The 25,031-nt window shown below is 73.8% G+C and carries 26 protein-coding genes and 1 pseudogene; 9 read left to right on the top strand and 18 right to left on the bottom strand.

From position 1 onward, the window contains the following. The first annotated feature begins 160 nt into the window (after positions 1–160). Positions 161–295: a hypothetical protein gene (locus BX266_RS40265; RefSeq protein WP_259464913.1), complete on the top strand. Its 135-nt coding sequence runs from the start codon at positions 161–163 to the stop codon at positions 293–295. A 25-nt stretch (positions 296–320) separates the two neighbouring features. Here the strand turns inward: BX266_RS40265 and BX266_RS29680 are convergent, their stop codons facing one another. From BX266_RS29680 to BX266_RS29645, 8 genes and pseudogenes are all read right to left on the bottom strand, one after another. Beyond that, the gene (locus tag BX266_RS29680) at positions 321–1,265 is read right to left on the bottom strand and encodes an urease accessory protein UreD (protein ID WP_099904779.1); all 945 of its coding nucleotides are present in this window, start codon (positions 1,263–1,265) and stop codon (positions 321–323) included. Between the two features lies 1 nt (position 1,266). Beyond that, complete coding sequence (gene ureG, locus BX266_RS29675; RefSeq protein WP_099904777.1) at positions 1,267–1,887, bottom strand: urease accessory protein UreG; 621 nt, start codon at positions 1,885–1,887, stop codon at positions 1,267–1,269. Positions 1,888–1,912: 25 nt separating this feature from the next. Continuing rightward, entirely contained in the window at positions 1,913–2,608 is a 696-nt protein-coding gene (locus tag BX266_RS29670) for an urease accessory protein UreF (protein ID WP_099904776.1), read from the bottom strand. A 6-nt stretch (positions 2,609–2,614) separates the two neighbouring features. Further along, positions 2,615–4,339 carry an urease subunit alpha gene (gene ureC, locus BX266_RS29665; protein ID WP_099904774.1) on the bottom strand — a complete coding sequence of 575 codons (1,725 nt, stop codon included), beginning with the start codon at positions 4,337–4,339 and terminating at the stop codon, positions 2,615–2,617. Between the two features lie 23 nt (positions 4,340–4,362). After that, a pseudogene (gene ureB, locus BX266_RS29660) lies at positions 4,363–4,632 on the bottom strand (urease subunit beta); the annotation flags it as partial. Next, positions 4,629–5,378 carry a cobalamin biosynthesis protein CbiX gene (locus BX266_RS38965; RefSeq protein WP_099904771.1) on the bottom strand — a complete coding sequence of 250 codons (750 nt, stop codon included), beginning with the start codon at positions 5,376–5,378 and terminating at the stop codon, positions 4,629–4,631. The gene BX266_RS38965 and the pseudogene ureB, both read right to left, overlap by 4 nt. A 3-nt stretch (positions 5,379–5,381) precedes the next feature. After that, the gene (locus BX266_RS29650) at positions 5,382–5,687 is read right to left on the bottom strand and encodes an urease subunit gamma (protein ID WP_099904770.1); all 306 of its coding nucleotides are present in this window, start codon (positions 5,685–5,687) and stop codon (positions 5,382–5,384) included. 39 nt (positions 5,688–5,726) lie between these two features. Next, complete coding sequence (locus tag BX266_RS29645) at positions 5,727–6,662, bottom strand: urea transporter (RefSeq protein WP_259464912.1); 936 nt, start codon at positions 6,660–6,662, stop codon at positions 5,727–5,729. A 361-nt stretch (positions 6,663–7,023) separates the two neighbouring features. On the opposite strand from BX266_RS29645, the gene BX266_RS29640 reads away from it, so the two are divergent. Next, a complete protein-coding gene (locus BX266_RS29640; protein WP_099904767.1) occupies positions 7,024–8,037 on the top strand; it encodes a helix-turn-helix domain-containing protein in 1,014 nt (337 codons plus the stop codon). Here BX266_RS29640 and BX266_RS29635 read toward each other — a convergent pair. The 9 genes from BX266_RS29635 to BX266_RS29595 all read right to left on the bottom strand — a co-directional run bounded on the left by BX266_RS29635 (position 8,018) and on the right by BX266_RS29595 (position 17,862). After that, positions 8,018–8,614: a winged helix-turn-helix domain-containing protein gene (locus BX266_RS29635; RefSeq protein ID WP_259464911.1), complete on the bottom strand. Its 597-nt coding sequence runs from the start codon at positions 8,612–8,614 to the stop codon at positions 8,018–8,020. The genes BX266_RS29640 and BX266_RS29635 overlap by 20 nt on opposite strands. A 133-nt stretch (positions 8,615–8,747) precedes the next feature. Further along, entirely contained in the window at positions 8,748–9,371 is a 624-nt protein-coding gene (locus BX266_RS29630) for a GNAT family N-acetyltransferase (protein WP_099904764.1), read from the bottom strand. A gap of 66 nt (positions 9,372–9,437) precedes the next feature. Then, the gene (locus tag BX266_RS29625) at positions 9,438–10,226 is read right to left on the bottom strand and encodes an IclR family transcriptional regulator (protein ID WP_099904762.1); all 789 of its coding nucleotides are present in this window, start codon (positions 10,224–10,226) and stop codon (positions 9,438–9,440) included. Positions 10,227–10,453: 227 nt separating this feature from the next. Then, positions 10,454–11,914 carry a catalase gene (locus BX266_RS29620; protein ID WP_099904761.1) on the bottom strand — a complete coding sequence of 487 codons (1,461 nt, stop codon included), beginning with the start codon at positions 11,912–11,914 and terminating at the stop codon, positions 10,454–10,456. Between the two features lie 61 nt (positions 11,915–11,975). Next, on the bottom strand, positions 11,976–13,124 hold the full coding sequence (gene alc, locus BX266_RS29615; protein WP_099904759.1) for an allantoicase: 1,149 nt from the start codon (positions 13,122–13,124) through the stop codon (positions 11,976–11,978). Between the two features lie 95 nt (positions 13,125–13,219). Next, positions 13,220–14,575: an allantoinase AllB gene (gene allB, locus BX266_RS29610; protein WP_099904758.1), complete on the bottom strand. Its 1,356-nt coding sequence runs from the start codon at positions 14,573–14,575 to the stop codon at positions 13,220–13,222. A 112-nt stretch (positions 14,576–14,687) separates the two neighbouring features. Continuing rightward, positions 14,688–15,812 carry a glycerate kinase gene (locus BX266_RS29605; protein ID WP_099904756.1) on the bottom strand — a complete coding sequence of 375 codons (1,125 nt, stop codon included), beginning with the start codon at positions 15,810–15,812 and terminating at the stop codon, positions 14,688–14,690. Between the two features lie 270 nt (positions 15,813–16,082). Continuing rightward, the gene (locus BX266_RS29600; protein WP_099904755.1) at positions 16,083–16,970 is read right to left on the bottom strand and encodes a 2-hydroxy-3-oxopropionate reductase; all 888 of its coding nucleotides are present in this window, start codon (positions 16,968–16,970) and stop codon (positions 16,083–16,085) included. A gap of 46 nt (positions 16,971–17,016) precedes the next feature. Beyond that, complete coding sequence (locus tag BX266_RS29595; RefSeq protein WP_099904753.1) at positions 17,017–17,862, bottom strand: TIM barrel protein; 846 nt, start codon at positions 17,860–17,862, stop codon at positions 17,017–17,019. Between the two features lie 200 nt (positions 17,863–18,062). Between BX266_RS29595 and BX266_RS29590 the strand changes: the two genes are divergently transcribed. The 7 genes from BX266_RS29590 (at position 18,063) to BX266_RS29560 (ending at position 23,655) form a co-directional block, all read left to right on the top strand. Beyond that, the gene (locus BX266_RS29590; RefSeq protein ID WP_310794815.1) at positions 18,063–18,332 is read left to right on the top strand and encodes a thiamine-binding protein; all 270 of its coding nucleotides are present in this window, start codon (positions 18,063–18,065) and stop codon (positions 18,330–18,332) included. After that, positions 18,329–18,700 (top strand): helix-turn-helix domain-containing protein, encoded by a 372-nt coding sequence (locus BX266_RS29585; protein ID WP_099904750.1) that lies wholly within the window; start codon positions 18,329–18,331, stop codon positions 18,698–18,700. The genes BX266_RS29590 and BX266_RS29585 overlap by 4 nt, the downstream gene beginning before the upstream one ends. Before the next feature lie 154 nt (positions 18,701–18,854). Then, positions 18,855–19,358: a 2-oxo-4-hydroxy-4-carboxy-5-ureidoimidazoline decarboxylase gene (gene uraD, locus BX266_RS29580; protein WP_099904748.1), complete on the top strand. Its 504-nt coding sequence runs from the start codon at positions 18,855–18,857 to the stop codon at positions 19,356–19,358. Positions 19,359–19,405: 47 nt separating this feature from the next. Then, entirely contained in the window at positions 19,406–19,741 is a 336-nt protein-coding gene (gene uraH / locus BX266_RS29575) for a hydroxyisourate hydrolase (RefSeq protein WP_099904747.1), read from the top strand. 31 nt (positions 19,742–19,772) lie between these two features. Continuing rightward, positions 19,773–20,693 carry a factor-independent urate hydroxylase gene (gene pucL, locus BX266_RS29570; RefSeq protein WP_099904745.1) on the top strand — a complete coding sequence of 307 codons (921 nt, stop codon included), beginning with the start codon at positions 19,773–19,775 and terminating at the stop codon, positions 20,691–20,693. 200 nt (positions 20,694–20,893) lie between these two features. After that, on the top strand, positions 20,894–22,312 hold the full coding sequence (locus tag BX266_RS29565; protein WP_099904744.1) for a nucleobase:cation symporter-2 family protein: 1,419 nt from the start codon (positions 20,894–20,896) through the stop codon (positions 22,310–22,312). Continuing rightward, on the top strand, positions 22,273–23,655 hold the full coding sequence (locus tag BX266_RS29560) for an 8-oxoguanine deaminase (RefSeq protein WP_099904742.1): 1,383 nt from the start codon (positions 22,273–22,275) through the stop codon (positions 23,653–23,655). The genes BX266_RS29565 and BX266_RS29560 overlap by 40 nt, the downstream gene beginning before the upstream one ends. A 124-nt stretch (positions 23,656–23,779) precedes the next feature. On the opposite strand, the gene BX266_RS29555 is transcribed toward BX266_RS29560, so the two are convergent. Then, positions 23,780–25,003, bottom strand: a complete 1,224-nt coding sequence (locus BX266_RS29555; protein WP_099904741.1) for an MFS transporter — start codon at positions 25,001–25,003, stop codon at positions 23,780–23,782. Between the last annotated feature and the right edge of the window lie 28 nt (positions 25,004–25,031).

Here is a 25,031-nt window from a genome sequence, read left to right as displayed (position 1 = left end):
CCTGCCCGTTCTGTTTTCCGGGGCCGTACGCTACCCGGCGCGGCTGTTCACCGCCGGGCCACCGCTCCGTCACCGTGCCGTCGGGCGCCCGGGCCACCATCCGGAGCGTGACCACCTCTCCGCCGCCCGGCGGCGGTCCGGAGACCCGCCGTTCGGGTCGGTGCTGTCGGGCGCGACGGGCTGCGTCCTGCTGGGTGCGGGCCTGTCGGGTGCGGCGGCCGGGCCGTGGCCGTTCCCGGCGGCGGCGCTGGCCGTGGCGGCCGTCGCCGCCCGCCTACGGGCCCGGGCGGTCTGACGGGACCTCAGCGGGCGCCCCGCGGTCAGGTCTTGCGCAGGTCGGGTGCGGGCCGCCCGGTGAGCAGCAGCCGGACGGCCTGCCAGGCGGTGGTGAGGGCGGCGGCGGTGCGGACGGGGCTGTCCTCCAGCAGGCGCAGCCAGGCCCCGGCCTCCTCGGGCAGGGTGGAGACGCCGTGCAGCAGGCCGCGGCCGTCCAGCGCCCGGTGCAGGGTGTCGGCGATCTCGGCGGCGGGGCGCAGGTCGCTGACCACGTAGAGGGTGGCGAGGTGGTCGTGGCCGGCGAACACGGCGGGGCCGGTGACGGTGTGCGGCCGGCTGCCCGGGGCCAGGCGCTGGGTGTCGACGGCCAGCAGGGTGCCGTCGGGGCGGGCGATCTCCAGGTCGGTGGCGAGGACGTCGTAGGCGTGGCGTTCGCCGCGGGCCAGGCGTCCGGCGGTGAGGGTCTCGCCGAGCACGACGGTGGCGCCCGGCGCGGCGGTGACGGCGGTGCGCTGGTGGTAGCGGGCGCCGCGGAACGGGATCAGCGGGTCGGGCAGGTACTCCAGGTACGCGCCGTCCTCGGCCCGGAGGTGGACGAGCTGGCTTGCGTAGTCCCGCTCCATCCGGTGGACCTTGGTGGCGGCCTGGGTGGTGAGGCGGACCCGGGCGCCGGGCCCGCAGTGCGCGTCGATCCGGTACCGGTCGGCCTGGGTGACGCCGCCGCCGGTGGCCATCAGGTAGACGTGGGCGGCGTCGGGCCGCTCGGGGTCGAGCCACAGCGGCCGCATCAACTGCAGCGGGGCCTTCTGGTACCGCCGGACGAGTTCGGTGCGCCCGCCGCGGACCTCGAAGCCCAGGTCGAGGATGCCGACCTTGGCGGGCGAGCCGGCGGCGAGCGTGTCGGGCCGGCCGGCCCGGGCGGCCACCTCGGCGGGGAGGCGGCCGGCCGTCCAGTGCTCGGGCGCGAGCCGGTCCGGGACCGGGGCCACGTCAGATCAGCGCCCGGCGGCGGGCGGTGAGGAAGCTCGCCAGTTCCTCGACGCCGGTGCCGGCGAGCGAGTCGGTGAGCAGCACGGGCCTGCCGTCGCGGACCTTGTGGGCGTCGGACTCCATCACGGCGAGGTCGGTGCGGACGTACCGGGCGATGTCGATCTTGTTGATCACCAGCAGGTCCGACTCGGTGATGCCGGGGCCGCGCTTGCGGGGCATCTTCTCGCCCTCGGCGGTGTCCAGCACGAACACGAACACGTCGGCCAGCAGCGGGCTGAAGGTGAGGGTCAGGTTGTCGCCGCCGGACTCGTACAGCAGGGTGTCGATCCCGGGGAAGCGCTCCAGCAGTTCGGCACCGGCGGCGAGGTTCATGGTGGGGTCGTCGCGCACCGCGGTGTGCGGGCAGGCGCCGGTCTCCACGCCGACCACCAGCGCGGGGTCGAGGATCCCGGCCAGGGTGCGGCGGACGTGCTGGGCGTCCTCCTGGGTGTAGATGTCGTTGGTGATCACGGCGGGGCGGTGGCCGCGGGCGATCAGCTCCGGCACCAGCGCTTCGATCAGCGCGGTCTTGCCGGAGCCGACCGGCCCGCCGATCCCGATCCGCAGGACGTTGTCGTCCACTGTTGCTCCCTGGTCCGATGGTCTGTCAGCTGGCGAACAGGCGGGCCTCGGCACGCTCGTGGCGGCCGGACATGATGTCGGCGGCGAACGCCGTCGACCCGAGGTCGGCGAGCTCGCGGGCCAGCGCGGCCCGGGCGGTCTCGGCGATGACGGGCGCGGCGCCGCGCAGCAGCACCTGCGCCTTGCGGTGGTCGGTGAGCCGCAGCCGCAGCGCGGCCCCGGCGAAGCTGGCGGCGAACGCGTACAGGTCGGCGGCCACCGCCTCGGCGGCGGGCACCCCGGCGGCGGCGTGCACGATCCCGGCCGCGACGGCCTGGGTGCCGGGGGCCCGGCGCTCCTTGACCAGCTGCAGGTACTCGGCGATCGGGCCGCCGCCGAACACCTCGGCGGCCAGGTCGAGCAGTTGGCGGCCGGTGCGGGTGGCGGCCTGCCGGGTCTCCCGGCCGAGCTTGCCCGCGTACAGCCGCCGGTCGACCTCCGCGGCCGCCGCCAACTCGCCCGCCCCGGCGGCCCGGTGGGCGAGTGCCAGGGCGGTGGCGTCGCCGGGGCCGATGCCGTTGCGGAGCAGGTCGGCGAGCAGCGCGGCGAGCGTGTCGGGGGTGACGGCGCGGGCCTGCGCGTAGCCCTCCAGGCTGTGCGAGAGGGTGTAGAAGCCGCTGGGGAACGCCGAGTCGGCGAGCTGCAGGGCGACCAGCAGCGGGTCCAGGGGATCGGTGGGCATCGGCGGCTACACCAGGAAGAACAGCTGGTTGAGCGGCAGGGTCGCGGCGGGCTCGATGGTCGCCACTTCGCCGTCCACGGTGACCCGGAAGGTCTCCGGGTCGACCTCGACCCTGGGCAGCGCGTCGTTGCGCACCATGCTGTGCTTGCCGATGCCGCGGGTGCCGCGCACCGGCAGCACCCGGCGCTGCAGGCCGAGCCGTTCGGGGACGCCGGCGGCGAGGCCGGCCTGCGACATGAAGGTGACGTGGGTGGCCTGCTGCGCGCGGCCCAGTTGGCCGAACATAGGCCGGTACAGCACCGGTTGCGGGGTCGGCAGGGAGGCGTTGGGGTCGCCCATCAGCGCCCAGGAGACGATCCCGCCCTTGACCACCAGCTTGGGCTTGGCGGCGAAGGAGTGGATCGGCCAGAGCACCACGTCGGCGAGCTTGCCGGTCTCCAGGGTGCCGACGTGCTCCGAGACGCCGGTCGCGACGGCGGGGTTGACGGTGACCTTGGCCAGGTAGCGCAGCACCCGCAGGTTGTCGTTGCGGGCGCTGTCGCCGTCCAGCGGGCCGCGCTTGTCCTTGCAGTGGTGGGCGGTCTGGAAGGCCCGGGTGACGGTCTCCCCGATCCGGCCCATGGCCTGGGAGTCGGAGGACAGGATGCTGATCACGCCGAGGTCGTGCAGCACCGACTCGGCGGCGATGGTCTCGGCCCGCACCCGGCTGTCGGCGAAGGACACGTCCTCGGGGATGTCGTGGCTCAGGTGGTGGCAGACCATCACCATGTCGAGCAGCTCGTCGACCGAGTTGCGGGTGTACGGCAGCGTCGGGTTGGTGGAGGAGGGCAGCACGTGCGGCTCGCCGGTGACCCGCAGGATGTCGGGGGCGTGGCCGCCGCCGGCGCCCTCGGAGTGGAAGGTGTGCACGGTGCGGCCGGCGATCGCCGCCATCGTCTCCTCGAAGAACCCGGACTCGTTGAGGCTGTCGGTGTGCACGGCCAGTTGCACGTCGTGCCGGTCGGCGGCGGACAGCGCCGCGTCGAGCACGGCCGGGGTGGCGCCCCAGTCCTCGTGCACCTTCAGCGCGCAGGCCCCGGCGGCGATCTGCTCGTCCAGCGCGCCGGGCAGGCTCGCGTTGCCCTTGGCCATGATGCCGATGTTGACCGGCACCGCCTCGCAGGCCTGCAGCATCCGGGCGATGTTGAACGGGCCCGGGGTGCAGGTGGTGCCGTTGCTGCCGTCGGTGGGGCCGGTGCCGCCGCCGATCAGGGTGGTGACGCCGTTGCTGAGTGCGTGCTCGGCCTGCTGCGGGGAGATCAGGTGGACGTGGGTGTCGATCGCGCCCGCAGTGGCGATCAGGTGCTCGCCGGCGATCACCTCGGTGCCCGGGCCGATCACCAGCGCCGGGTGCACGCCGGCCTGGGTGCGCGGGTTGCCGGACTTGCCGAGGCCGGCGATCAGCCCGTCCTTGATCCCCAGGTCGCCCTTGACGACGCCGAGCACCGGGTCGATCACCACCACGTTGGTGATGACGGTGTCCAGCGCGCCCTGCGCGGCGGTCGCCCCCGGGTCGGAGGACATGCCGTCGCGCACCGTCTTGCCCGCGCCGTACACCGCCTCGTCGCCGTACAGGCCCTCGTTGAAGTCGCGCTCCACCTCCACCACCAGGTTGGTGTCGGCCAGCCGGAACCGGTCGCCGACCGTCGGGCCGAACATGTCGGTGTACTGACGTCGGGTCAGGATGGGCATCGTCACACGTCCTCGGGCGGGTTCTGGGCGGTGGCCCCGTAGGCGCACAGTTCGACCTCGCGGGTGCCGCCGGGCTCGATCCGCACCGAGGTGCCGGCCGGGATGTTCAGGTGCATGCCGACGGCCTGCTCGCGGTCGAAGCGCAGCGCCGGGTTGGCCCGGTGGAAGGGGAAGTGCGAGCCGACCTGGACGGCCCGGTCGCCGGTGTTGACCACCTCCAGGACGACGGTCCGGCGGCCCGCGTTCAGCTCGATCGGCCCGTCGCCGTACAGGTAGCCGACGTGGCCGCTCACCGGACGCCCCCGGCGGGCACCGCGTGGGTGTGGGCGCCGGGGCCGTGGTGATGGCCCGTCAGCGCGGCCGCCACGCCGTCCTCGCCGTGCTCGTGCAGCCGGCGGACGGCGGCGGCGGCCCGGGCGGACAGCACGGCGGCCAGGGCGGCGGCGCTCAGCAGCGGCCCGGCGTCCAGCACCGACACCCCGTCGGGGGCGGGCGGCGGGGCGGGCGGCAGGAAGGACGCGGACAGCACCGCCACCGTGCGGGCCCCGAGCAGCGCGCAGCGGCGCGCCCCCTCGGCCGGGTCGGGGTCGCCGCCGAGCAGCGCGGTCTGCACCAGCCGGTGCCGGCCGTGGCGGCGCACCAGGTGCGCGACCCGGTCGAGTTCGGCGTCCTCGTGCGGGTCGCCGGCGGGCGCGGTGAGCAGCAGCGCGGCCCGCTCGGGGACGGTGGAGGCGGCGGCCCGCAGCCAGCCGACCAGATGGGTGGCGGTGCCGAAGGGTTCGGCGACGGCCAGGCCGCCGCGCAGTTCGGGCGGCAGGGCGCGCACGGTGCGGGCGGCCTCGGCGGCGAGCCCGGGTTCGCGGCCCAGGGTCATCGGGACGACGGCGACGTCCTGCCGGGCGGGTCGGGCGGCCAGCGCCCGGTACAGTTCGCGGCCGTCGGCGACCACCGCGGTGTCCGGTCCGGCGAGGTGGCGCAGGGCGGCGCCGTGCGCTGCTTCGTGGCCGCAGACGGCGAGCACGTGCAGGCGGTCGTCCACGGCTCAGGCCCCGATCGGGTCGTGCACCGAGACCAGCTTGGTGCCGTCCAGGAAGGACGCCTCGACCTGCAGCAGCGGCAGCATGTCGCGCACCCCGGCCATGCAGTCCTCGGGGCCGAGCACGTGCCGGCCCAGTTCGGTGCAGTCGGCGACCGACTTCCCGTCCCTGGCGGCCTCCAGGACGGCCTCGGTGATCAGCGCCACCGCCTCGCTGTGGTTGAGCCGCAGGCCCCGGCCGCGCCGCTTGCGGGCCAGTTCGGCGACCACGTAGACGACCAGTTTGTCCAGCTCGCGGGGCGCGAGGTTCATCGGCGGGCCTTCCTCGGCGGGGTAGGGGCCGACGGGGTGTCAGCCCTCGGCGTGGCGCAGCCTGGGCAGGTGCGGGACGGCGGCCAGCAGGGCCCAGGTGGTGAGCACGAACGGCCAGGTGAGGACGCGGCCGTCGAAGGGGCGGACCAGCGCGTCGAGCGCGGCGGTCAGACCGGTGGAGGCGGCGGCGCCGAGCAGCGCGAAGCCGGTGCTCCACGGGGAGTCGGCGAGGAACACCGCGCCGAGGGCTATCGCGACCAGCACGGCGTTGCAGCTGTAACTGCCGTCGGCTATTCGCCCGGTGGGCGCCCCGAGCGCCCAGGCGGTGAGGGTGCCGGCGGCGCTGCCGAGCGCGGCGGCCACCAGCACCCGGCGGCCGGCCAGGGCCAGTCCGAGCAGCATCAGCAGGCCGATCGGCCAGGAGTCGAGCAGGAAGACCTGCGAGACGGAGGTGAAGAACCCGTGCCAGGGCGCGCCGTCCGCCGGCCGGGCCGCGACCCGGTCGTGCGGGAGCCGGTCGAACGCAGGGGCGGCGAGCAGGGTGCCCCCGGTGACCAGACAGAACGGGGCGGTCAGCGCGGTCAGTCGGAACGGGGCGAGCACGGTGGCGAGGGCCGCCGTCAGCACGGTGCACAGCACGCCGCCGACCACGGTGAGCGCGTAGCCGGCCGGGTGGTGGCCGAGCGAGGTGACCACGGCGATGCCGGTGAGGCAGCCCGAATAGCCGTGCAGGCCGCGGGAGACGGCATCGCGGTCCACGCCGAGGGCGTGCGCGGCGGCGGTGGAGGCCAGCGTGCCGAGGGTGGCGAACAGGCCGATCTGCCAGCCGGCCAGCCAGAGCGCGGCCAGCAGCACCGCGCCGGTCGGCAGGTGCGGCTGCAGGTCGACCTGGCCGACGCCGCGCAGTACGGCCGACGGCCAGGCCAGCGGTCCGCGGTCCGCGCTCCGGCGCAGGCCGAGGGCACCGTCTGTCACGTGTTCTCCCGAATGTCCCGAGGACAGCCGGTCGGCCCGGGATGCGCCCGTCGATACCGGGCCTGACCGGCAGTCATGTGTAGCGGATCCGGCCGGACGGCCGCACGCGAGCATGCCTCCCCGCCGCGGAATTCGCCCGAACGGCGCACGCCGGGCCGCAGCCTACCCATGTTTCAACAATTTGTGTAAGCCTCTGCGCGGGCCTTCCACGCCCCTCGGCACACCCCTCCGACCGACGGATCGTCAGAAGACCGGTGCCGTCCGCCCGTTGCGACAAGTGTTCGGGGCGGCCTCCGCGACCCCTCCGCGACCTGCGATGCTGACGGGGCACGGGGCCGACGAGGCGGAGGGTGAAGAGAGCATGGCGGCGACGAGTGCCCAGGTCGACCCGGCCGAGGGCCTGGACCCCAGGGACCGGTTCGAAGCCTGGCGGGACCTGATCGGCCTCACCCGGGACTGCGAGGCCACCAGCCCGCACGCCGACCGCTTCAGCGCCGAACTGCGCCGCTCCGAACTCGGACCCGTCACCTTCCTCGGCACCTCGTTCCCCTCCGCCCGGTTCAAGCGCTCCGACGCCCGGGTGCGGCGCTCCGACCCCGGCGTGTTCCACCTGACCCTGGTGCTCAACGGCGAGCTGACGCTGTCCCGCGACGCCATGCCCGACCAGACCTTCCGCACGGGCGAGATGACACTGCTCGACAGCTCCCGCTCGTACGACCTCCGCGCCCTCGGCGCCCGCACCACCGAACCCGACCGCCCCCGGGTCGACGCGGTCGGCATCGACTTCCCGACCTCGCTGCTGCCGATGTCACCGTTCCAGCTGCGCAAGCTGCTCGGCCGCAGCTACCGCGTCGGCGGCGGCAGCGGAGCCCTGGTCTCGGACTTCCTGCTCAGCCTGGACCGGCAGTCCGACGTCCTCGGCCCCGCCGCGGCCGCCCGGCTCGGCCCGCTCGCGGTCGACCTGGTCTCCGTCTGGCTCGCCGAGGAGCTCGACGGCGTCGCCGCGCTCTCCCCCACCGCCCGGCGGCGCGTCCTGGTCGAGCAGGTGCGGGCGTTCGTCCGCCGCAACCTGCACGACCCCGAGCTGACCCCCTCGGTGATCGCCGCCGCCCACCACATCTCGGTCAGCTACCTGCACCGGGTGTTCTCCCAGGAGTCCCCCGGCGAGACCGTCGCCGGCTGGATCCGCCGCCAGCGCCTCGCCAAGGCCCACCGCGACCTCGCCGACCCCGTCCTGCGCGCCACCCCCATCCACACCGTCGCCGCCCGCTGGGGCATGCCCCGCCCCGACGACTTCAGCCGCGCCTTCCGCAGCGTCTACGGCCTCTCCCCCCGCGACCACCGCCGGCAGTCCCTCACCGCCCGGGCCGAGTGAACGCATCGCCAACCCACTGTCGACGCACCGCCAACTCCTCCCCCGCCCGCCCCACTACGGTGGACACCAAGGGGGAACCGGACCTCGTACTCACCGAGGTCCGCCCGATCGACGTACCGCCCCGGTCCGGGGGACTTGGACCGGGGACGGGGGGACTCGTCGACCACCGCGGGCGGCCGGACCGGATCGGGGGATCCGCTCCGGCCGCCCGCGCAATTCGTCCGCCCTCGGCGATCGGGACACCCGTGCAATGACGGGCCGTCAGGCGCTCTCGGCCTCGGCGATCAGGGTGCGGACCTGGGCGACCTGGAGGACGTCGGAGCCGGCCAGGTGCTCCAGGGCGGACCGCCAGGTCGCCGAGCGCGCGGCGCAGCCGGGCGACCAGGTTGCGCAGCGAGGCTTCCGCGGTGGCCGGCGCCCGCGCTCCCCACAGTGCGTCGATCAGCCGGTCCAGGCTCACGGGCCGGTTCGGGTGGAGCAGCAGCACGGCGAGCAGCGTCCGGGCCTTCGGCCCGCGAACCGGACACTCACCCGTGCCGTCGTGGGCCGACAGCGTCCCCAGCAAGCCGAACCGCACCGTGTGCCTCCCGCCCCGCGTGCTCCCCACCCGACTCCCCGTCGGGGCACCTCGGCCAGATGCTATCCACGAACCGTTCGACCGCGACGGGCCGTCCACGCCGCGGGACCCGGCCGAGGCCGGGCCCCGGACGTCAGGAGGTGGACCGGCCCAGGTAGGTGAGCGGGCCGGGGTCGGGCACCGGGAGGACGTGGAAGCCGAGGCGGTCGTAGAAGGCACGGGCCGGGGTGTTGGCGGTCACCATGCCCAGGTGCACCGCGGGCACCCCCTTGGCGGCCAGCGCGGCGAGCAGCGTCTCCATCAACTCGCGCCCGTAGCCGGCGCGTTGGTGACTTGGCAGCAGGTCGATGTGCAGGTGCGCCGGGTAGTCGGCGAGCTCCGGCAGCACCATCCGCTCGGGGGTGTGCAGCAGGTGCACCATCACTTCACTGGGCGTGCCCGGCTCGGTGGTCAGCGGCGGGTAACGGTCCACCACGGTCGGCAGCCACTCCGCGCGGAACCGCTGCACGAACGCGGCCGTGTCCGCCGTCGCCACCACGTAGCCGACCGCGCGGGTGCCGTCGTCGACCACGAAGGCCAGGTCCGGCTCCAGTTCGGCGTACGGCGCGGCGAAGATGCTCGGCAGCAGGTCGAGGTCCGGGTAGGTCTGCCGGGAGTCGCCGCCCAGCTCGCCCGTCCGGACGCAGATGTCGAACAGGTCGGCGCGGTCGCGCGGCTCGTACGGGCGCACCACGGCCCGCCCCAGGTGTTCACTCATACCCCATCCTCCCCACGACGGGAGCGCTCCCACAAGTGACTTGTCGCGAGCGCGGACCGACCGGCCTCAGACCGCCATCGCCAGCATCAGCGGCGTCGCCCGCAGGGTCAGCAGGTCGGCCGCCTCGCGCAGCCGGTACGCCTGATCCACCGGGAGCGAGGTCGCCAGGCAGCCCACCGTGCTGCCCGCGACGATCGGCACGGCCGCGCACACCGTGTCCATCGAGTACTCCTGCAGGTCCAGCACCGGGACGGTGGCCGGCTGCCGGTCCAGGCGGTGCAGCAGCCGGTCGGTCTCGGTAATGGTGCGGGAGGTCAGCCGGGCCACCGGGTGCCGGGCCAGGTGGTCCAGCCGTGCGTCGTGGTCGAGTTGGGCGAGCAGGCACTTCCCGATCGCCGAGGCGTGCGCCGTCGCCCGGAAGTCCACCCACTCGTGCACCGCCGGGGCGTGCTCGTCGGCGCTCACCGCCTCCACCGACAGCTCGCCGTCGTGGTAGCGGCTGAAGTACACCGCGGCGCCCAGCTCGTCGCGCAGTTCCGCCAGGCGATGGTGCAGCCTGGCGCGCACCATCGGCTCCCGGTGCTGCGCGCCCAGCAGGGTGAACGCCCCGCCCAGCGCCCACGCGCCGTCCAGGTTCACCAGGTACCCCTCGGTCTCCAGCTCCTCGGCGAGCTGCTGCACCAGGGTCTCCGGCATGGTCAGCTCCCGGGCCAGTTCACCGAGCGTGGCGCCGCCGGGCCGCCGGTCCACCGCCTCCAGCAGCCGCAGCGCCCGCCGCAGCACCCCGAACGGCCCGGCCCCGCCGGCCCCCGCCCCGAGCAGCCCCTCGCGCCCACCCCAACTCACCGTCGACATGGCCCCGCCCCTCCGCCGCTCCCCGCCGCCACATCCAGCCTAACCAGCCCACCACCTCCCCACCTCCCCCTCACCGGATATTCGCCCCACCGAACCCCACCACCCTTGACACGCATATGCCCCGACGCCCGGCCCCCTTGAGGTGCCGAACGCGCGCGGGGCCCCTCCCCCGCGGGTCGAGGGGGAGGGGCCCGGCTGAGGGTGCGTCAGTCGGTCAGGGGTGGGACTCAGTCCTCGTTCGCGGCGCGGAGCTGCGCCACTGCCGTGGCCAGACGGGAGCCGTAGTCGCGGTCGGCGGCGTGGAAGTGGGCGAGGTTCTTCTCCACCACGTCGTCGCGGACGACCGAGGCCAGCGAGCCCGCCAGGTTGGCGATCAGGCGGGCCTTCTCGTCCTCGGACATCAGCCGGTAGAGCTCGCCGGCCTGGTGGAAGTCGTCGTCCTTGGCGTGCGCGGCGGTGGTCCAGCTTCCGGTGTGGCCGGTGACGGCGAGCGGGGCGTGCAGCGGCTCGTCGGTCTGGGCGGGGCCGTCGTACGAGTTGGGCTCGTAGTTCTTGGTGCGGCCGTTGCGGTTGAGCGCGCTGTAGCCGTCCTGCCCGTAGTTGGCGGCCTCGACCGCCCGCGGGGCGTTGACGGGCAGCTGGGTGTGGTTGACGCCGAGGCGGTAGCGCTGGGCGTCGGCGTAGGCGAACAGCCGGCCCTGCAGCATCTTGTCGGGCGACGGGCCGATGCCGGGCACGAAGTTGTTCGGCGAGAACGCGGCCTGCTCGACCTCGGCGAACACGTTGTCCGGGTTCCGGTTGAGCACCAGCCGGCCGACCTTGACCAGCGGGTAGTCCGCGTGCGGCCACACCTTGGTGACGTCGAACGGGTTGAACCGGTAGTCGGCGGCGTCCTCGACCGGCATCAGCTGGACGTACAGCGTCCAGGACGGGAACACCCCGCGCTCGATGGCCTGGTGCAGGTCGCGCTGGTGGCTGTCGGCGTCGCCGCCGGCGGTGTCGGCGGCCTGGCCGGCGTCCAGCGAGCGGATGCCCTGGTTGGTCTTGAAGTGGTACTTCACCCAGTGCGCGCGGCCCTCGGCGTTGACCCACTGGTAGGTGTGCGAGCCGTAGCCGTTCATGTGGCGGTAGGAGGCGGGGATGCCGCGGTCGCCGAACAGCCAGGTGATCTGGTGGGTGGAGGCCGGCGAGTGCGCCCAGAAGTCCCAGACGTTGTCGGCTTCCTGGATGCCGGTGTACGGGTCGCGCTTCTGCGAGTGGATGAAGTCCGGGAACTTGATCGGGTCCTTGATGAAGAACACCGGGGTGTTGTTGCCGACCAGGTCGTAGTTGCCCTGCTCGGTGTAGAACTTGACGGCGAATCCGCGCGGGTCGCGGACCGCGTCGGTGGAGCCGAGCGCGCCCGCGACGGTGGAGAAGCGCAGGAACAGCTCGGTGCGCTTGCCGACGGCGGACAGGAACGCGGCCTTGGTGTACTGCGAGACCTCGTCGGTCACCTCGAAGTAGCCGTACGCGCCCGAGCCGCGGGCGTGCACCACGCGCTCCGGGATCCGCTCCCGGTTGAACCGGGCCAGCTTCTCCAGCAGTTGCTGGTCCTGGATCAGCAGCGGGCCGTACTCGCCGGCGGACGCGCTGTTCTGGTTGTCCGCCACGGGCGCGCCGGACTCGGTGGTGAGGGTTCTGGGCATGCGTGATCCTTCGAGGTGCGATGCGGTGCAGACAGGGGGAGGGCGGCGGCCCGGCGGCGCGTCAGTTCGCGTACAGCGCGCGGACGGCGCCCGCGTCGGTGAGCGGGCGCACGTCGGCCAGGTCTGCCGGGAGGTTCGCCTCGGCGAGGGCCTGCCGGGCCTCGGCGGCGGGCAGGGCGTTGAACCAGCGCAGCGCCAGCGCGTCCTGGCCGGCGGGGGTGAGGCGGCCGGTGAGGCGCAGGCGGGCGAGGCCGCCGTCGGGGTAGACGTTGATCCGGACGTGGGTGACCGGGGTGCCGGCGGGGAGCCGGAAGCGGTGGCGGGTGTCGGGCTGCAGGCGGGTGCGCGGCAGCAGCACGGTCTCGGTCTCGCCGTCGGTGCCGACGAGTTCGGCCCAGCCGGGGGCGTTGGCGACGAAGCAGGAGGTGTCCACCTCCGCCGCCAGGACCTCGCCGCCCCCGGCCAGGGCCACTCGCACCCAGTCGTTGGCCTTGTCGCGCCGCCGACGGGTCTCCCAGCCGTCGCCCATGACGGTGGCTCGGCCGGGAGCGTTCAGGTTGTGCGGGGAGGAGAAGTACCGGTCGGACGCGGCCTCGGCCACGCCGCCGTACTCCTGGGCCGCCAGGTCGAAGGTGAGGCCGGCCAGCTCCCGCGGATCGGGCAGCACCTCGCCGTGCACCCGGAGCCGGGCGACGCCGCCGTCCGGCCAGATGTTGAGCCGCACGTGGGTGTACCGGGTCGGGTCCTCGACGGGGAACGCGTGCGCGGTGTTCCCGCTCAGCGGGGTGCGCGGGACCAGGTCGGTCCACTCGGCGTCGGCCAGTTCCTCGGGCGAGGGGTGGCCGGGTACCGAGGCGGCCTGCACGGAGGCGGTCTCGGGGTAGTTGCCGGTGAAGAACGCGGTGTCGACGATCACGCCGCGCACCACGCCGGCGGCGCCCAGCCGGACGATCGCCCAGTCGTGGTCCTCGTCGGTGGGGTGCGGCTGCTGGGCGCTGACGCCGCGTCGGCGGCGGGACTCCCAGCCGTCCATAATCTGGCCCTTGTGGCCGAAGGTGTGCGGGCGGAACTCGGCGGGCTTGGCGACCAGCAGGTTCTCGGCGTCGGCGAAGGTGTCCTCGTTGGTGGCGACCACGCCCGCGCCGAGCAGCCGGGAGGCCAGGTCGACCAGCTCGGTGAACGGCGCGTTCGCGGTCTGATCAGTACTCAACTGACTCTCCTTCGTCTCTTCTTCAGCGTCGGATGATCCGGGCGGGAGGTACGGGCCCGCGGCGGGAGGTGGCGGTGGAGCCGCTCCGCGGAGGCTCAGCGCCGGGTGATCTGGCGGCCGTGCGGCGCGCCGTCGGGGTCGACGGGCTGCCCGCGCAGCCAGGTGGTGCGGACCTGTCCGGTGAGGGTGCGGCCCGCGTACGGGGTCACGGGGTTCTTGTGGTGGAGCCGTTCGGCGTGGACGGCGAACCCGGCGTCCGGGTCGAAGGCCACCAGGTCGGCGTCGCAGCCGGGGGCGATGGCGCCCTTGGCGCCGGTCAGGCCGACCAGCGAGGCGGGGCCGGCGGACATCCAGCGGACCACGTCCGCCAGGGTGTGGCCGCGTCGGCGGGCCTCGGTCCAGACGGCGGGCAGGCCCAGCTGCAGGGAGGCGATGCCGCCCCAGGCGGCGGCGAAGTCGCCGCTGCCGCCGAGGCGTTGCAGCAGTTTCAGGTCGGGCGTGGACGGCGAGTGGTCGGAGACCACGGCGATGAACTCGCCGTCCGCGAGGGCCTGCCAGAGCAGGTCGCGGTTGGACTCGTCACGGATCGGCGGGCAGCACTTGAACGCGGTGTCGCCGTCCGGGACCTGCTCGGCGGCCAGCGTCAGGTAGTGCGGGCAGGTCTCCGCGGTCACCTGCACGCCGTCCTCGCGGGCGGCCCGCAGCAGCGGCAGCACGGCGGCGGAGGACACGTGCAGGATGTGCACCCGGGCGCCGGTGCGGCGGGCGCACTCCAGCAGTCCGGCGACGGCGGCGGCCTCCGCGTCGTCCGGGCGGGAGGCCAGGAAGTCGCGGTAGCGGACGCCGGGGACGTGCGGCGCGGCGTCCAGCACGGCCGGGTCCTCGGCGTGGATGATCGCCAGCGCGCCGAGGCGGGCCTGTTCGGCGAGCGCGGACTCCAGGTCGGCGGGGGTGGCCAGGTGCGGGAACTCGTCCACCCCGGACGGGGCCAGGAAGGACTTGAACCCGAACACCCCGGCCCGGTGCAGGCCGGCCAGCTCGCCGGTGTTGCCGGGCACGGCGCCGCCCCAGAAGCCCAGGTCCACCCACGCCTGGCCGTCGGCGGTCCTCCGCTTGGCGTCGAGCCCCTCGACGGTGGTGGTCGGCGGGATCGAGTTCAGCGGCATGTCGATGACGGTGGTCACGCCGCCGGCCGCGGCGGCCTTGGTCGCGGAGGCGAAGCCCTCCCAGTCGGTCCGGCCGGGCTCGTTGACGTGCACGTGGGTGTCGACCAGGCCGGGGAGCAGCGCCGTCGCCCCGAGGTCGGTGAGCTGCCGGTCGCCGACCAGCAGGGCGCCGTGCTCGGCGATCTGCTCGATCTTCCCGGCCCGCACCAGCACGTCGGCGGGGCGTTCGCCGCCCGGCAGGACCACCCGCCGGGAGCGGATCACCGCGGTGTCGCCGATGGGCATGAGGGACCTCCGAACGTCGGGTGGAAACGGGGTGGGCCGAAGGAGTGCTGGGAGCGTAGGCCCGCCTTCAACAAAACGTCAATGTAGGAACGTACGAGGACTCAACGGCCCGTCAGGTCAGCAGCGCGGCCGCGAGCCGCTCCCCCGCGAGCTCGGCGAGTTCGCCCGCCCGGGCCATCGAGTCGGCCGGATCGGCCGCCAGATCGGCCAGCGCCAGCGCCTCGGCGAAGCCGGCGGCCCGCCACTCCCGCTCCGCCAGCTCCAGCCGGCCGGCCACCGCCGCCACCCGCACCCCGGCCCGGGCCGCCGCCGCGGCGACACCCGCCGGCGCCTTCCCGTGCAGGGTCTGCGCGTCCAGGCAGCCCTCGCCGGTCACCACCAGCCTGGCCCCCCGGACGGCCTGCTCGAAGCCGAGCAGCTCCAGCAGCAGCTCGATGCCGGGCCGCATGGTCGCCCCCAGCAGGGCCAGCGCCGCGAACCCGACCCCGCCGGCCGCGCCCGCGCCGGGCGCGTCCCGGACGTCACGGCCCGTCAGCTCCGCCACGGCGTCCGCCCACCGGGTCAGCCCCTCCTCCAGCACCAGCAGGTCGGCGGCGTCCGCGCCCTTCTGCGGCCCGTACACGGCGGCCGCACCACGCGGGCCCAGCAGCGGGTTGTCGACGTCGCACGCGACGATCACGTGCACCCCCCGCAGCACCTCCGCCAGCGGCCCGGGCTCCACCCTGGCCAGTCGGCGCAGCGCGGCCCCGCCGGGCGGCAGCGGCGCGCCGTCGGCGTCGTACAGCTCCACGCCCAGCGCCTGGACCATCCCCGCTCCGCCGTCCGTGCAGGCGCTGCCGCCGAGGCCCAGCACCACCCGGGTCACCCCGAGCGACACCGCCTTGGCGATCAGCCGGCCCACGCCGTAGGACCCGGCCGCCAGCGGCGCCGTCCGCCCCCCGGGCAGCCGGGCCAGCCCCGACGCCTGCGCCAGCTCGACGACGGCGGTCTCCCCCTTCACCGCCAGCCCCGCCACCACCGGCAGCCCCGTCGGCCCGGCGACCTTCACCTCGACCCGCGAGAACCCGGCCGCGAGCGCCGCCGCCAGGGTCCCCTCCCCGCCGTCGGCCACCGGCAGCTCCCGCACCTCCACCCCGGGCACCGCCCGCCGAACCCCGGCCGCGATCCGCGCCGCGACCTCCGCCCCCTCCAGCGACCCCTTGAACTTGTCGGGGGCAACGACCACATGACCTCGCACGAGAGATCACCTTTCTGCAGCGAAGAACCACCTGGGGCTCTGGGGGCACCTCCCGGCCGAAGGCCGGGGGCGGAACGGCGAGAGTTCGTGGCGTCGCTCTCGCGGGGCAACTGCACCTCAGGAGGCTTCGGCTCTCCCCGAACCTCGACTCCCCCACCCCACCCTCCCCGCCGACCTCGCGATACGAGGCTCCCCTCGGCGGGGAGGGGGCTTGGACCCCCTGAGGGCGCGGGCACGACCGGACAGGTACACGCCGTCAGGGGGAGTCTGTTACTTGACCTCGCGGCCCGACAGCCGCTCGACCCCGCGCAGCAGGGCGGAGTGGTCCAGCCCCCCGTCGCCGTTGGCGCGGGCGGAGGCGACCAGCTGCGCAGCGACCGCACCGAGCGGCAGCGCGGCCCCGACGGCGCGGGCGGCGTCCGTCACGATGCCCATGTCCTTGTGGTGCAGGTCGATCCGGAACCCGGGCGCGAACTCGCGGCCCAGCATGTTGCCCTTCTTGCGGTTCAGCACCGTGGAGCCGGCCAGCCCGCCGCCGAGCACGTCGAGCGCGGCGGCCAGGTCGACGCCCGCGTTCTCCAGGAAGACGACGGCCTCGGCCAGCACCTGGATGTTGACGGCGACGATCAGCTGGTTCGCGGCCTTGACGGTCTGGCCCGCGCCGGCCGGGCCGACGTGCACCACGGTGGTGCCGAGCGCGTCGAACAGCGGCTTGGCCTCGGCGAAGTCCTCCGCCGCGCCGCCGACCATGATCGACAGCACCGCCTCGACGGCCCCGGCCTCGCCGCCGGAGACCGGCGCGTCCAGCGTCCGGACGCCCTTCTCGGCGGCCGCGGCGGCGACCTTGATCGAGGTCTGCGGGGTGATGCTGGACATGTCGATCACCAGCGCGCCGGCGGCGACGTTCTCCAGGACACCGCCCTCGCCCAGGATCGCCTGCTCCACGTGCGGGTCGGCGGGGACCATGGTGATGACCACCTCGGCGTCGGCGACGGCCTCGGCGATCGAGCCCGCGCCGTGGCCGCCGGCGGCGACCAGGGCGTCGATGGGCTCCTGGGTGAGGTTGTAGCCGGTGACGTGGTGGCCGGCCTTGACCAGGTTGACGGCCATGGGCTTGCCCATGATGCCGAGGCCGATGAAAGCGATCTTGCGGCTCATCGCGGGGACGTCCTTAGGTGAGGGTCAGTCGGAGGAGAAGTGCGGGTCAGCGCGCGCCGCGCAGCTCGCGCGGCAGCCAGTCGAAGCTCTCGGCGCTGACGCCGCCCGCGGGGCGGTACTCGAGGCCGATCCGCCCCTGGTAGCCCGCGGCGGTGAGGCGGGCGAACAGGTCCTCGAAGTCGAGTTCGCCGGTGCCGGGTTCATTGCGGTTCGGGGTGTCGGCGATCTGCACGTGGCCGATCCGGTCCGCGTACGCGGTGATCACCGCGGCCGGGTCCTCGCCGTTGCGGGCCAGGTGGTAGAGGTCGCAGAGGAACTTGGCGTTGCCGAGCCCGGTGGCGGCGTTGACCTTGTCGACCACGTCGATCGCGGCGGCCGCGCTGACCAGTGGATACTCGGGGGACTCCACCGCGTTCAGCGTCTCGACCAGCAGGATCGCCCCGATCGAGTGCGCGGCGTGCGCCGCGAGGACGAGGTTCTCCAGCGCGAGCGCGTCCTGCGCGGCGGGGTCGACGCCGGCCACCCGGTTGCCGTAGAGGGCGTTGAGGGCGCCGGTGCCGAGGCGTTCGGCGAGGTGCACCGCGACCGGGATGTTCTCCCGGAACCGCTCGCTCTCGGCGGGCAGCGACAGCGTCCCGCGGGCGCCGCGCGCCAGGTCGTCGAGGAAGTTCAGGCCGGTGAGCTGCACCCCGGCCGCCTCGAACGCGCCGACCAGGCCGTCCAGTTCCTCCGCCCCGGGGGTGTGGTTCTCGCCGAAGGGCCACCACAGCTCGGCCGCCGCGAACCCGGCCGCGGCGGCCGCGGCGGGCCGCTCCAGCAGGGGCAGTTCGCCGAACAGGATGGACAGGTTGACCGTGAAGCGGTGCTGGGCGGCAGCGGTCACGTCGTTCACCTCTCGCTCTCTCGCCTTGCAGGGTCCCAGAGTTCCACGATACGGAAGATGGATTCTGCTTGATGGAAGCTTCTCCGCCGCCCGGCCGGACTGTCAAGGTCGTCGCAACAATTTGTTGAAGCCGCCGAACGCCGCCGGTCGGACAACCCGACCGCTGTCTGATCGACCAGGCCGGTCGATAAGGTGAGCGAGTGCGATTGATGGTGGAGTTCACGACAGAGCCGTTCGAGCTGGACGGCTTCCCCGAGCACGCCAAGGCCGCGCGCCGGGTGGTCGACGAAGCGGGCCTGGAGGTCTCGGTCGGACCGTTCGGCACCAGCGCCGAGGGCGATGCCGAGCAGGCGCTGGCCGCCGTCACCCGCCTGCTGCGGGAGACCCTGGCAGCGGGGGCCAGCCGGATCTCGGTCCAGGTCAGCGTGCTGGCCGGGGAAGACGACGCGGTAGCACCCGAAGGAGGGGATACGCAGTGAGCGAGGCCCTGGACCACCCGCTGGCGGCGGCCCTGACGCCGCTGCTGGAGGCGGTCGGCGCGACGGCGGTGGCGCCCGCCGAGGCCCGCGCCGAGGACGTCGTCCTGGAGTGGGACGGCGCGCCCGCGGTGGCGGTGCGGCTGCCGCACCTGAGCAGTGCGCTGGACCGGCTGCTGGCCGAGATGGCCCGCCAGTTCGACGGTCGGCCGCTGACCGAACTGGACCGCGCGGAGAAGCAGCGCGTGGTTGCCCTGCTGGAGGAACGCGGGGCCTTCACCGTCCGCCACGGGGTGGAGACCGTCGCGTCGGCGCTCGGCGTCAGCCGGTTCACCGTGTACAACTACCTGAACCGGCAGGAGAAGCCCTGACCCGGCGGGCGCTGCTTGGCGGATCGCACACGGCACCGGGCCGCCCGACCCGGTGCCGTGAATCGTAACCACCAACAGTTCAACAAAGTGTTGACGGCCTGTTGCGGCGGATCTAGCTTGTGCGGGTGGCACCAACCCTCCAGGAGGTCCACCCGTGACCCAGCCACCCCCTGCCCTCGCCGCCCTGGCCGCCGCTGACGCGTCCGAGCTGCGCGAGACCCTGCTGGAGATCTGCTCCAGCCCCACCTGGGCCGCCGCCGTCGCGGCGTCCCGCCCCTGGTCCGACCGCGCCGACCTGCTCGCCGCCAACGCGAAGGCGGTGGCGGAGCTGTCCGCGGACGACCTGCACGACGCGATGGCCGGCCACGCCCGGATCGGCACGCCGAAGACCGGCGACGCCACCTCCGAGCGCGAGCAGGCCGGCGTCCGCGGGGCCGAGCAGGCCCTGCTGGACGAGTTGCGCGCGGCCAACGCCGCCTACGAGGCGAAGTTCGGCCACGTCTTCCTGATCTGCGCGACCGGCCGCACCGCGGACGGCATGCTCGCCGCCCTGCGCGAGCGGTACCCGAACTCCCCCGCCGCCGAGGCGGAGATCGTCCGGGGCGAGCTGCGCAAGATCAACGACATTCGTATCGACCGACTTCTTGACGCGCCGTAACGGCCTGACGGACAGTCACTCCCTGCCATCAGTGAGGTCTTTCCCCCATGACCGGCATCTCCACGCATGTGCTCGACACCAGCCTCGGCCGCCCGGCCGAAGGCGTCCCGGTCGAGCTGGCACTGCAAACCGAGGGTGGCTGGAAGGTGCTCGGCGCCTCCGCCACGGACTCCGACGGCCGGGTCAAGAACCTGCCGGCCGTGGAGGCGGGCTCGGTCGTCCGGCTGCTCTTCGACACCGCCGCGTACTTCGCGGACCGGTCGGCGGAGCAGCCGTTCTTCCCCGAGGTCTCGATCGTCTTCACGGTCGCGCCCGCGCAGCACCACTACCACGTGCCGTTGCTGCTCAACCCGTTCGGCTACTCGGTCTACCGCGGAAGCTAGGTAGACCGGCCTGAAGCTTAGGAGCCACGTCATGGCCCACGTGCTCGGTCAGAACCAGTACGGCAAGGCGGAGAACCGCATCGTCCGGGTCTACCGCGATTCCACCCGGCACGAGATCAAGGACCTGAACGTCTCGGTCTCGCTGCGCGGCGAGTTCGACGACGTGCACCTCACCGGCTCGAACGCCAACTGCCTCCCCACCGACACCACCAAGAACACCGTGTACGCCTACGCCAAGGAGCACGGCATCGAGTCGGCCGAGGGCTTCGCGGTCCTGCTCGCCCGGCACTTCGTCGACGACACCGAGCGCGGCGTCGTGCACAGCGCCCGGATCCGGGTCGAGGAGTACGGCTGGGAGCGGATCAGGACTCCCGACTCCAGCTCGCGCTTCATCGGCTCCGAGGAGGTCGGCCACTCCTTCGTCCGCAAGGGCCAGGAGGTGCGCACCACCGAGGTGGTGTACGACGGCGACCGGTTCCGGGTGATCTCCGGCCTGAAGGACCTGGTGGTGATGAACACCACCAACTCGGAGTTCTGGGGCTACATCAAGGACCGCTACACCACCCTCCAGGAGGCGTACGACCGCATCCTGGCCACCCAGGTGACGGCTCGTTGGGCGTTCGGCTTCCACGGCCGCGACGGCCAGCCCGAGCCGAACTGGAACCGCTCGTACCAGCAGGTCCGCCGGCACCTGCTGGAGGCCTTCGCCGAGACCTACTCCTACTCGCTGCAGCAGACCCTGCACGCGATGGGCACCCGGGTGCTGAACAGCCGCGCCGAGGTGGACGAGGTCCGCCTGGAGCTGCCGAACAAGCACCACTTCCTGGTCGACCTGGAGCCGTTCGGACTGAAGAACGACAACGAGGTCTACTACGCCGCCGACCGGATGTACGGCCTGATCGAGGGCACCGTGCACCGCGAGGGCGTCACCCCGGTCATCCCGGTCGCCTGACGCGCCGTCGCACCTCCGCACCGCATCTCTCTCCCTCCCCCACCCTGTTCGGAGACCGTGCCCGCCCTCACGGCGGCAGTCCCGGGAGCTGGAGAGCCGAGCCCGAGGGACCCTGCACCGTCGTCCCGCCCTCGGACCGACCACACCCTCTCCAGCGCCCGGGCGCGCCGAGAGCCTGGGGCAGCAAAGGGGCTACTTCCATGGCACTCCGCACCACCCGCGCCACGCGCGGATCTGACGACGGTTCCACCCCCGTCCACCCGGTCGACGAGGTGCTCTCCCCGCCGAAGCTGTTCGGCACCGGGCTGCAGCACGTCGCCGCGATGTACGCCGGCGTGGTCGCTCCACCCCTGATCGTGGGCGCGGGCGTCGGGCTGACGCCCGGCGAACTCGCCCTGCTGATCTCGGCCAGCCTGTTCACCGCGGGCCTGGCCACCCTGCTCCAGACCCTCGGCGTCTGGCGGATCGGAGCCCGGCTCCCGTTCGTCAACGGGGTCTCGTTCGCCGGCGTCGCGCCGATGCTGGCGATAGCGAAGGAGCACGGGCCGAAGGACGCCCTCCCGGTGGTCTTCGGGGCGGTGATCGTCGCGGGGGTCCTGTGCTTCCTCGCGGCGCCGTACTTCTGTCGGCTGGTCAGGTTCTTCCCGCCGGTCGTGCAGGGCACCGTGATCACCCTCATCGGGGTGTCCCTGCTGCCGGTGGCGATCAACTGGGCGCGCGGCGGTTCGCCGTCCGCACCCGGCTACGGCTCCGTCAGGGCGATCTGCCTGGCCGGGTTCACGCTCGGCGCGGTGGTGCTGGGCAACCGGCTGCTGAAGGGCTTCTGGCAGCAGATGTCCCTGCTGATCGGGCTGGCCGTCGGAACCCTGGCGGCCTTCCCGCTCGGTCTGGCCGACTTCTCCGCCGTCGGCGGGGCGGAGGTGTTCGCGCTGCCCTCGCCGTTCCACTTCGGCGCGCCGGTGTTCGACGCTGCCGCGATCGCGTCCATGTGCATCGTCATGGTGGTCTCGATGACCGAGTCCACCGCCGACATGCTCGCCCTGGGCCGGATCGTCGACCGCGAGGCCGACGAACCGACCCTGGCGGCCGGCCTGCGCGCCGACGGACTGGCCACCGCGGTCAGCCCGGTGTTCAACGGCTTCGCGTGCAGCGCGTTCGCGCAGAACATCGGGTTGGTCGCGCTCACCAAGGTGCGCAGCCGGTACGTGGTCGCGGCCGGCGGGGGCATCCTGGTGCTGCTGGGACTGTTCCCGGTGCTCGGCTCCCTGGTGTCGCTGGTGCCGCAGCCGGTGCTCGGCGGCGCGGGGATCGTGCTGTTCGGGACCGTCGCGGCGTCCGGCATCCGCACCCTCGCGGAGGCCGGGATGGAGTCCACCTCGCACACCGTCCTGGTGTCGGTGTCGCTCGGCGTCGGCCTGGTCCCGATCGCGGCGCCCACCTTCTACGACGGGTTCCCGGAGGCCGTCCGCACCCTGATGCACTCCGGCATCTCGGCCGGCTGCCTGGCCGCGGTCCTGCTCAACCTGCTGTTCCACCACGTCGGCACCTCGGCCGGCCGTTCCCCCCTAGGAGTCCCCCCATGGCAGTCCAGCCCCCCGCCGCCGACCGGCGGATCGTGATCGAGAACGTCGCGATCGCCACCGTCGACGCCACGGACACCGAGTACGCCCGCGGCCACGTGGTCATCCTCGGCAACACCATCGAGTCGGTCGGCGACGGGCCCGCCCCGAACTGGCTGGACAACGTGGTGCGACGGATCAACGGCGAGGGGCACCTGCTCACCCCCGGCCTGGTCAACACCCACCACCACTTCTACCAGTGGATCACCCGCGGCCTGGCCCAGGACGACATCCTGTTCGACTGGCTGGTGGCGCTGTACCCGACCTGGGCCCGGATCGACGAGGACCTGGTGCACGCCGCCACCCAGGGCTCCGCCGCGGCGCTGCTCAAGTCGGGCTGCACCACCGCCTCCGACCACCACTACGTCTTCCCGCGCGGCGGCGGCGACGTGCTCGGCTCCTCCATCGCCGGCGTCCAGGAGCTCGGGCTGCGCTTCACCGCGCTGCGCGGCTCGATGGACCGCAGCCAGAAGGACGGCGGCCTGCCGCCGGACCACGCGGTGGAGGACACCGACGAGATCCTCGCCGCCTCCGAATCCGCCGTCGACAAGTGGCACGACTCCTCCTTCGGCTCCATGCTCCAGGTCGCGATCGCGCCCTGCTCGCCCTTCTCGGTCTCCACCGAACTGATGCGCCGGTCGGCCGAGTTGGCCCGCCGCAAGGGAGTGCGCCTGCACACCCACGGCTCGGAGACCGCCGAGGAGGAGGAGTTCTGCAAGCAGCTGTTCGGGATGGGTCCGACCGACTACTTCGAGTCCACCGGCTGGCTCGGCGAGGACGTCTGGATGGCGCACTGCGTCCACATGAACGACTCCGACATCGCCAAGTTCGCCGAGACCGGCACCGGCGTCGCGCACTGCCCGTCCTCCAACGCCCGGCTGGCTGCCGGCATCGCCCGCGTCCCCGACATGCTCGCCGCCGGCGTACCGGTCGGCCTCGGCGTCGACGGCACCGCCTCCAACGAGTCCGGCGAACTCGGCACCGAACTGCGCAACGCCCTCCTGATCAACCGCCTGCACGGCCGGCCCGACGCGCTGACCGTCCGTCAGGCGCTGCGCCTGGGCACCATGGGCGGCGCGCGGGTCCTCGGCCGCCAGGCCGAGATCGGCTCGATCGAGGCCGGCAAGCTCGCCGACCTCGCCCTCTGGAAGATCGACGGCGTCCTGCACTCCTCGATCGCCGACCCGGTCGCCGCGCTCGTCCTCGGCGCCCTCCCCCCGCTCGCCACCCTCTTCGTCAACGGCAACGCCGTCGTCGAGAACGGCCGCCTCACCACCGTCGACGAGGACCGCATCGCCCTCGCCGCCGCCCGCGCCGCCCGCACGCTCGCCGCCCGCGGCTGACACCCCCTCCACTCCGGGGGCCCGCCGCCAGGGACGACGGCGGGCTCCCGGACCCCCGGCCCCGGACCGCGGCGAACGGTCCGGGGCCGACCCACGCGTACGCCCGGCCGGGGCCGACCGGGCGTCAGGCGGGCTTCGCTCCGCGCACGGCCAGCGGGATCGTCAGACCGGCGGCGGCCAGCAGGGCGGCGAGCAGGGCCCAGCCGGTGGCGCCGTGGGTGAGGACGGTGGCGGTGATGACCAGCGGGCCGGTGACGTGGGAAGCGGCTTGGCCGCTCATGAAGACGCCCTGGTACTCGCCGTGGGCGGCGGGGTCGGCGAGGTCGAGGCTGAGGGTCCAGCCACCGGCGGAGGTGAGGAGTTCGGCGAGGGAGTGCAGCAGGACGCCGGCCAGGATCAGCACGACGGCGAGCACGGCCCCGTGCCCGGCGGCCGCCGCGTACACCAGACAGGCGGCGCCGAGCAGGACGCCGCCGCGGGCGCAGGCGCGGGCCGCGCTGCGGAGGTCGACGACGCCGCGGCCGGCGCGGACCTGGAAGAGCACCACGGCGACGCTGTTGACGACGACCACCACGGCGATCATGGTGCGGGGGGCGTGGGTGCGGGTGGCGATCCACAGCGGGATGCCGATCTCCAGCATGGCGAACTGGAGTTCCAGGACGGCGTGCAGGAGGGCGACCAGCAGGTAGCGGCGGTCGGCGAGCGCGGTGCGCGGCCGCTGCCTGCGCTCCCGCGGCGAGGTCGGCACCCGGGCGTCGGGGAGGCCGCCCAGCAGCAGCGAGCAGGCGGCGAAGCTGGCGGCGTCCAGAGCGAGGACCGCCGCGTAGCCGGAGTAGGTGTCGGCCTGGAGGGCGAGCACGGCGCCCGCGCTGCCGAGCATCAGCCCGGCGTTCATCACCGAGCGCAGCAGCGCCCGGGAGCGCGCCTGTTCCTCGGCGGGCAGCACGTGCGCGACGAGTGCGCTGCGCACGGCGATCGCGCCGCGTTCCAGCACGGTGGCGAGCACGATGGCCACCACGAACGCCGCGAAGCCGTGCACGAAGGCGTAGCCGAGGACGGCGGCGGCCTGCAGCGGCCCGAGGACGTACAGCAGGCGGCGGTGGCCGATCCGGTCGGCGAGGCGTCCGAAGGGGACGCCGGCCAGCATCCCGGCGATTCCGGCGACCGCCATACCGGTGGCCAACTGCGATGCGCTCAGGCCGACTTGGCGAGTGAAGTAGAGGGCGCTGACGGAGTAGTAGAGGCCGTTGCCGACGGTGTTGACGGCGGTCAGCACGGCGAGCCGGCGCAGGACCGGGTCGGCGGGCAGCAGCGAGCGGCGCCCGGCGGGCGCGGCGGTGGCGGTCATGGCCGTCAGAACACCAGTGTTCCCAACC

The organism is Streptomyces sp. TLI_171, assembly GCF_003610255.1.
In the GTDB taxonomy this organism is placed as follows: domain Bacteria; phylum Actinomycetota; class Actinomycetes; order Streptomycetales; family Streptomycetaceae; genus Kitasatospora.
Note: the sequence above shows the minus strand (reverse complement) of the source record. Positions and strands in the feature narration are given on the sequence as shown.

Coding starts and splice junctions, on each gene's coding strand:
- BX266_RS29620 (WP_099904761.1), bottom strand. CDS start 11,914: ATGCCCAGAACCCTCACCACCGAGTCCGGCGCGCCCGTGGCGGACAAC.
- BX266_RS29565 (WP_099904744.1), top strand. CDS start 20,894: ATGGCACTCCGCACCACCCGCGCCACGCGCGGATCTGACGACGGTTCC.
- BX266_RS29670 (WP_099904776.1), bottom strand. CDS start 2,608: ATGCCCACCGATCCCCTGGACCCGCTGCTGGTCGCCCTGCAGCTCGCC.
- BX266_RS29640 (WP_099904767.1), top strand. CDS start 7,024: ATGGCGGCGACGAGTGCCCAGGTCGACCCGGCCGAGGGCCTGGACCCC.
- BX266_RS29625 (WP_099904762.1), bottom strand. CDS start 10,226: ATGTCGACGGTGAGTTGGGGTGGGCGCGAGGGGCTGCTCGGGGCGGGG.
- uraH (WP_099904747.1), top strand. CDS start 19,406: ATGACCGGCATCTCCACGCATGTGCTCGACACCAGCCTCGGCCGCCCG.
- BX266_RS29555 (WP_099904741.1), bottom strand. CDS start 25,003: ATGACCGCCACCGCCGCGCCCGCCGGGCGCCGCTCGCTGCTGCCCGCC.
- allB (WP_099904758.1), bottom strand. CDS start 14,575: ATGCCCATCGGCGACACCGCGGTGATCCGCTCCCGGCGGGTGGTCCTG.
- BX266_RS29650 (WP_099904770.1), bottom strand. CDS start 5,687: ATGAACCTCGCGCCCCGCGAGCTGGACAAACTGGTCGTCTACGTGGTC.
- BX266_RS29630 (WP_099904764.1), bottom strand. CDS start 9,371: ATGAGTGAACACCTGGGGCGGGCCGTGGTGCGCCCGTACGAGCCGCGC.
- BX266_RS29600 (WP_099904755.1), bottom strand. CDS start 16,970: ATGAGCCGCAAGATCGCTTTCATCGGCCTCGGCATCATGGGCAAGCCC.
- ureC (WP_099904774.1), bottom strand. CDS start 4,339: ATGCCCATCCTGACCCGACGTCAGTACACCGACATGTTCGGCCCGACG.
- BX266_RS29590 (WP_310794815.1), top strand. CDS start 18,063: ATGGTGGAGTTCACGACAGAGCCGTTCGAGCTGGACGGCTTCCCCGAG.
- BX266_RS29560 (WP_099904742.1), top strand. CDS start 22,273: ATGGCAGTCCAGCCCCCCGCCGCCGACCGGCGGATCGTGATCGAGAAC.
- pucL (WP_099904745.1), top strand. CDS start 19,773: ATGGCCCACGTGCTCGGTCAGAACCAGTACGGCAAGGCGGAGAACCGC.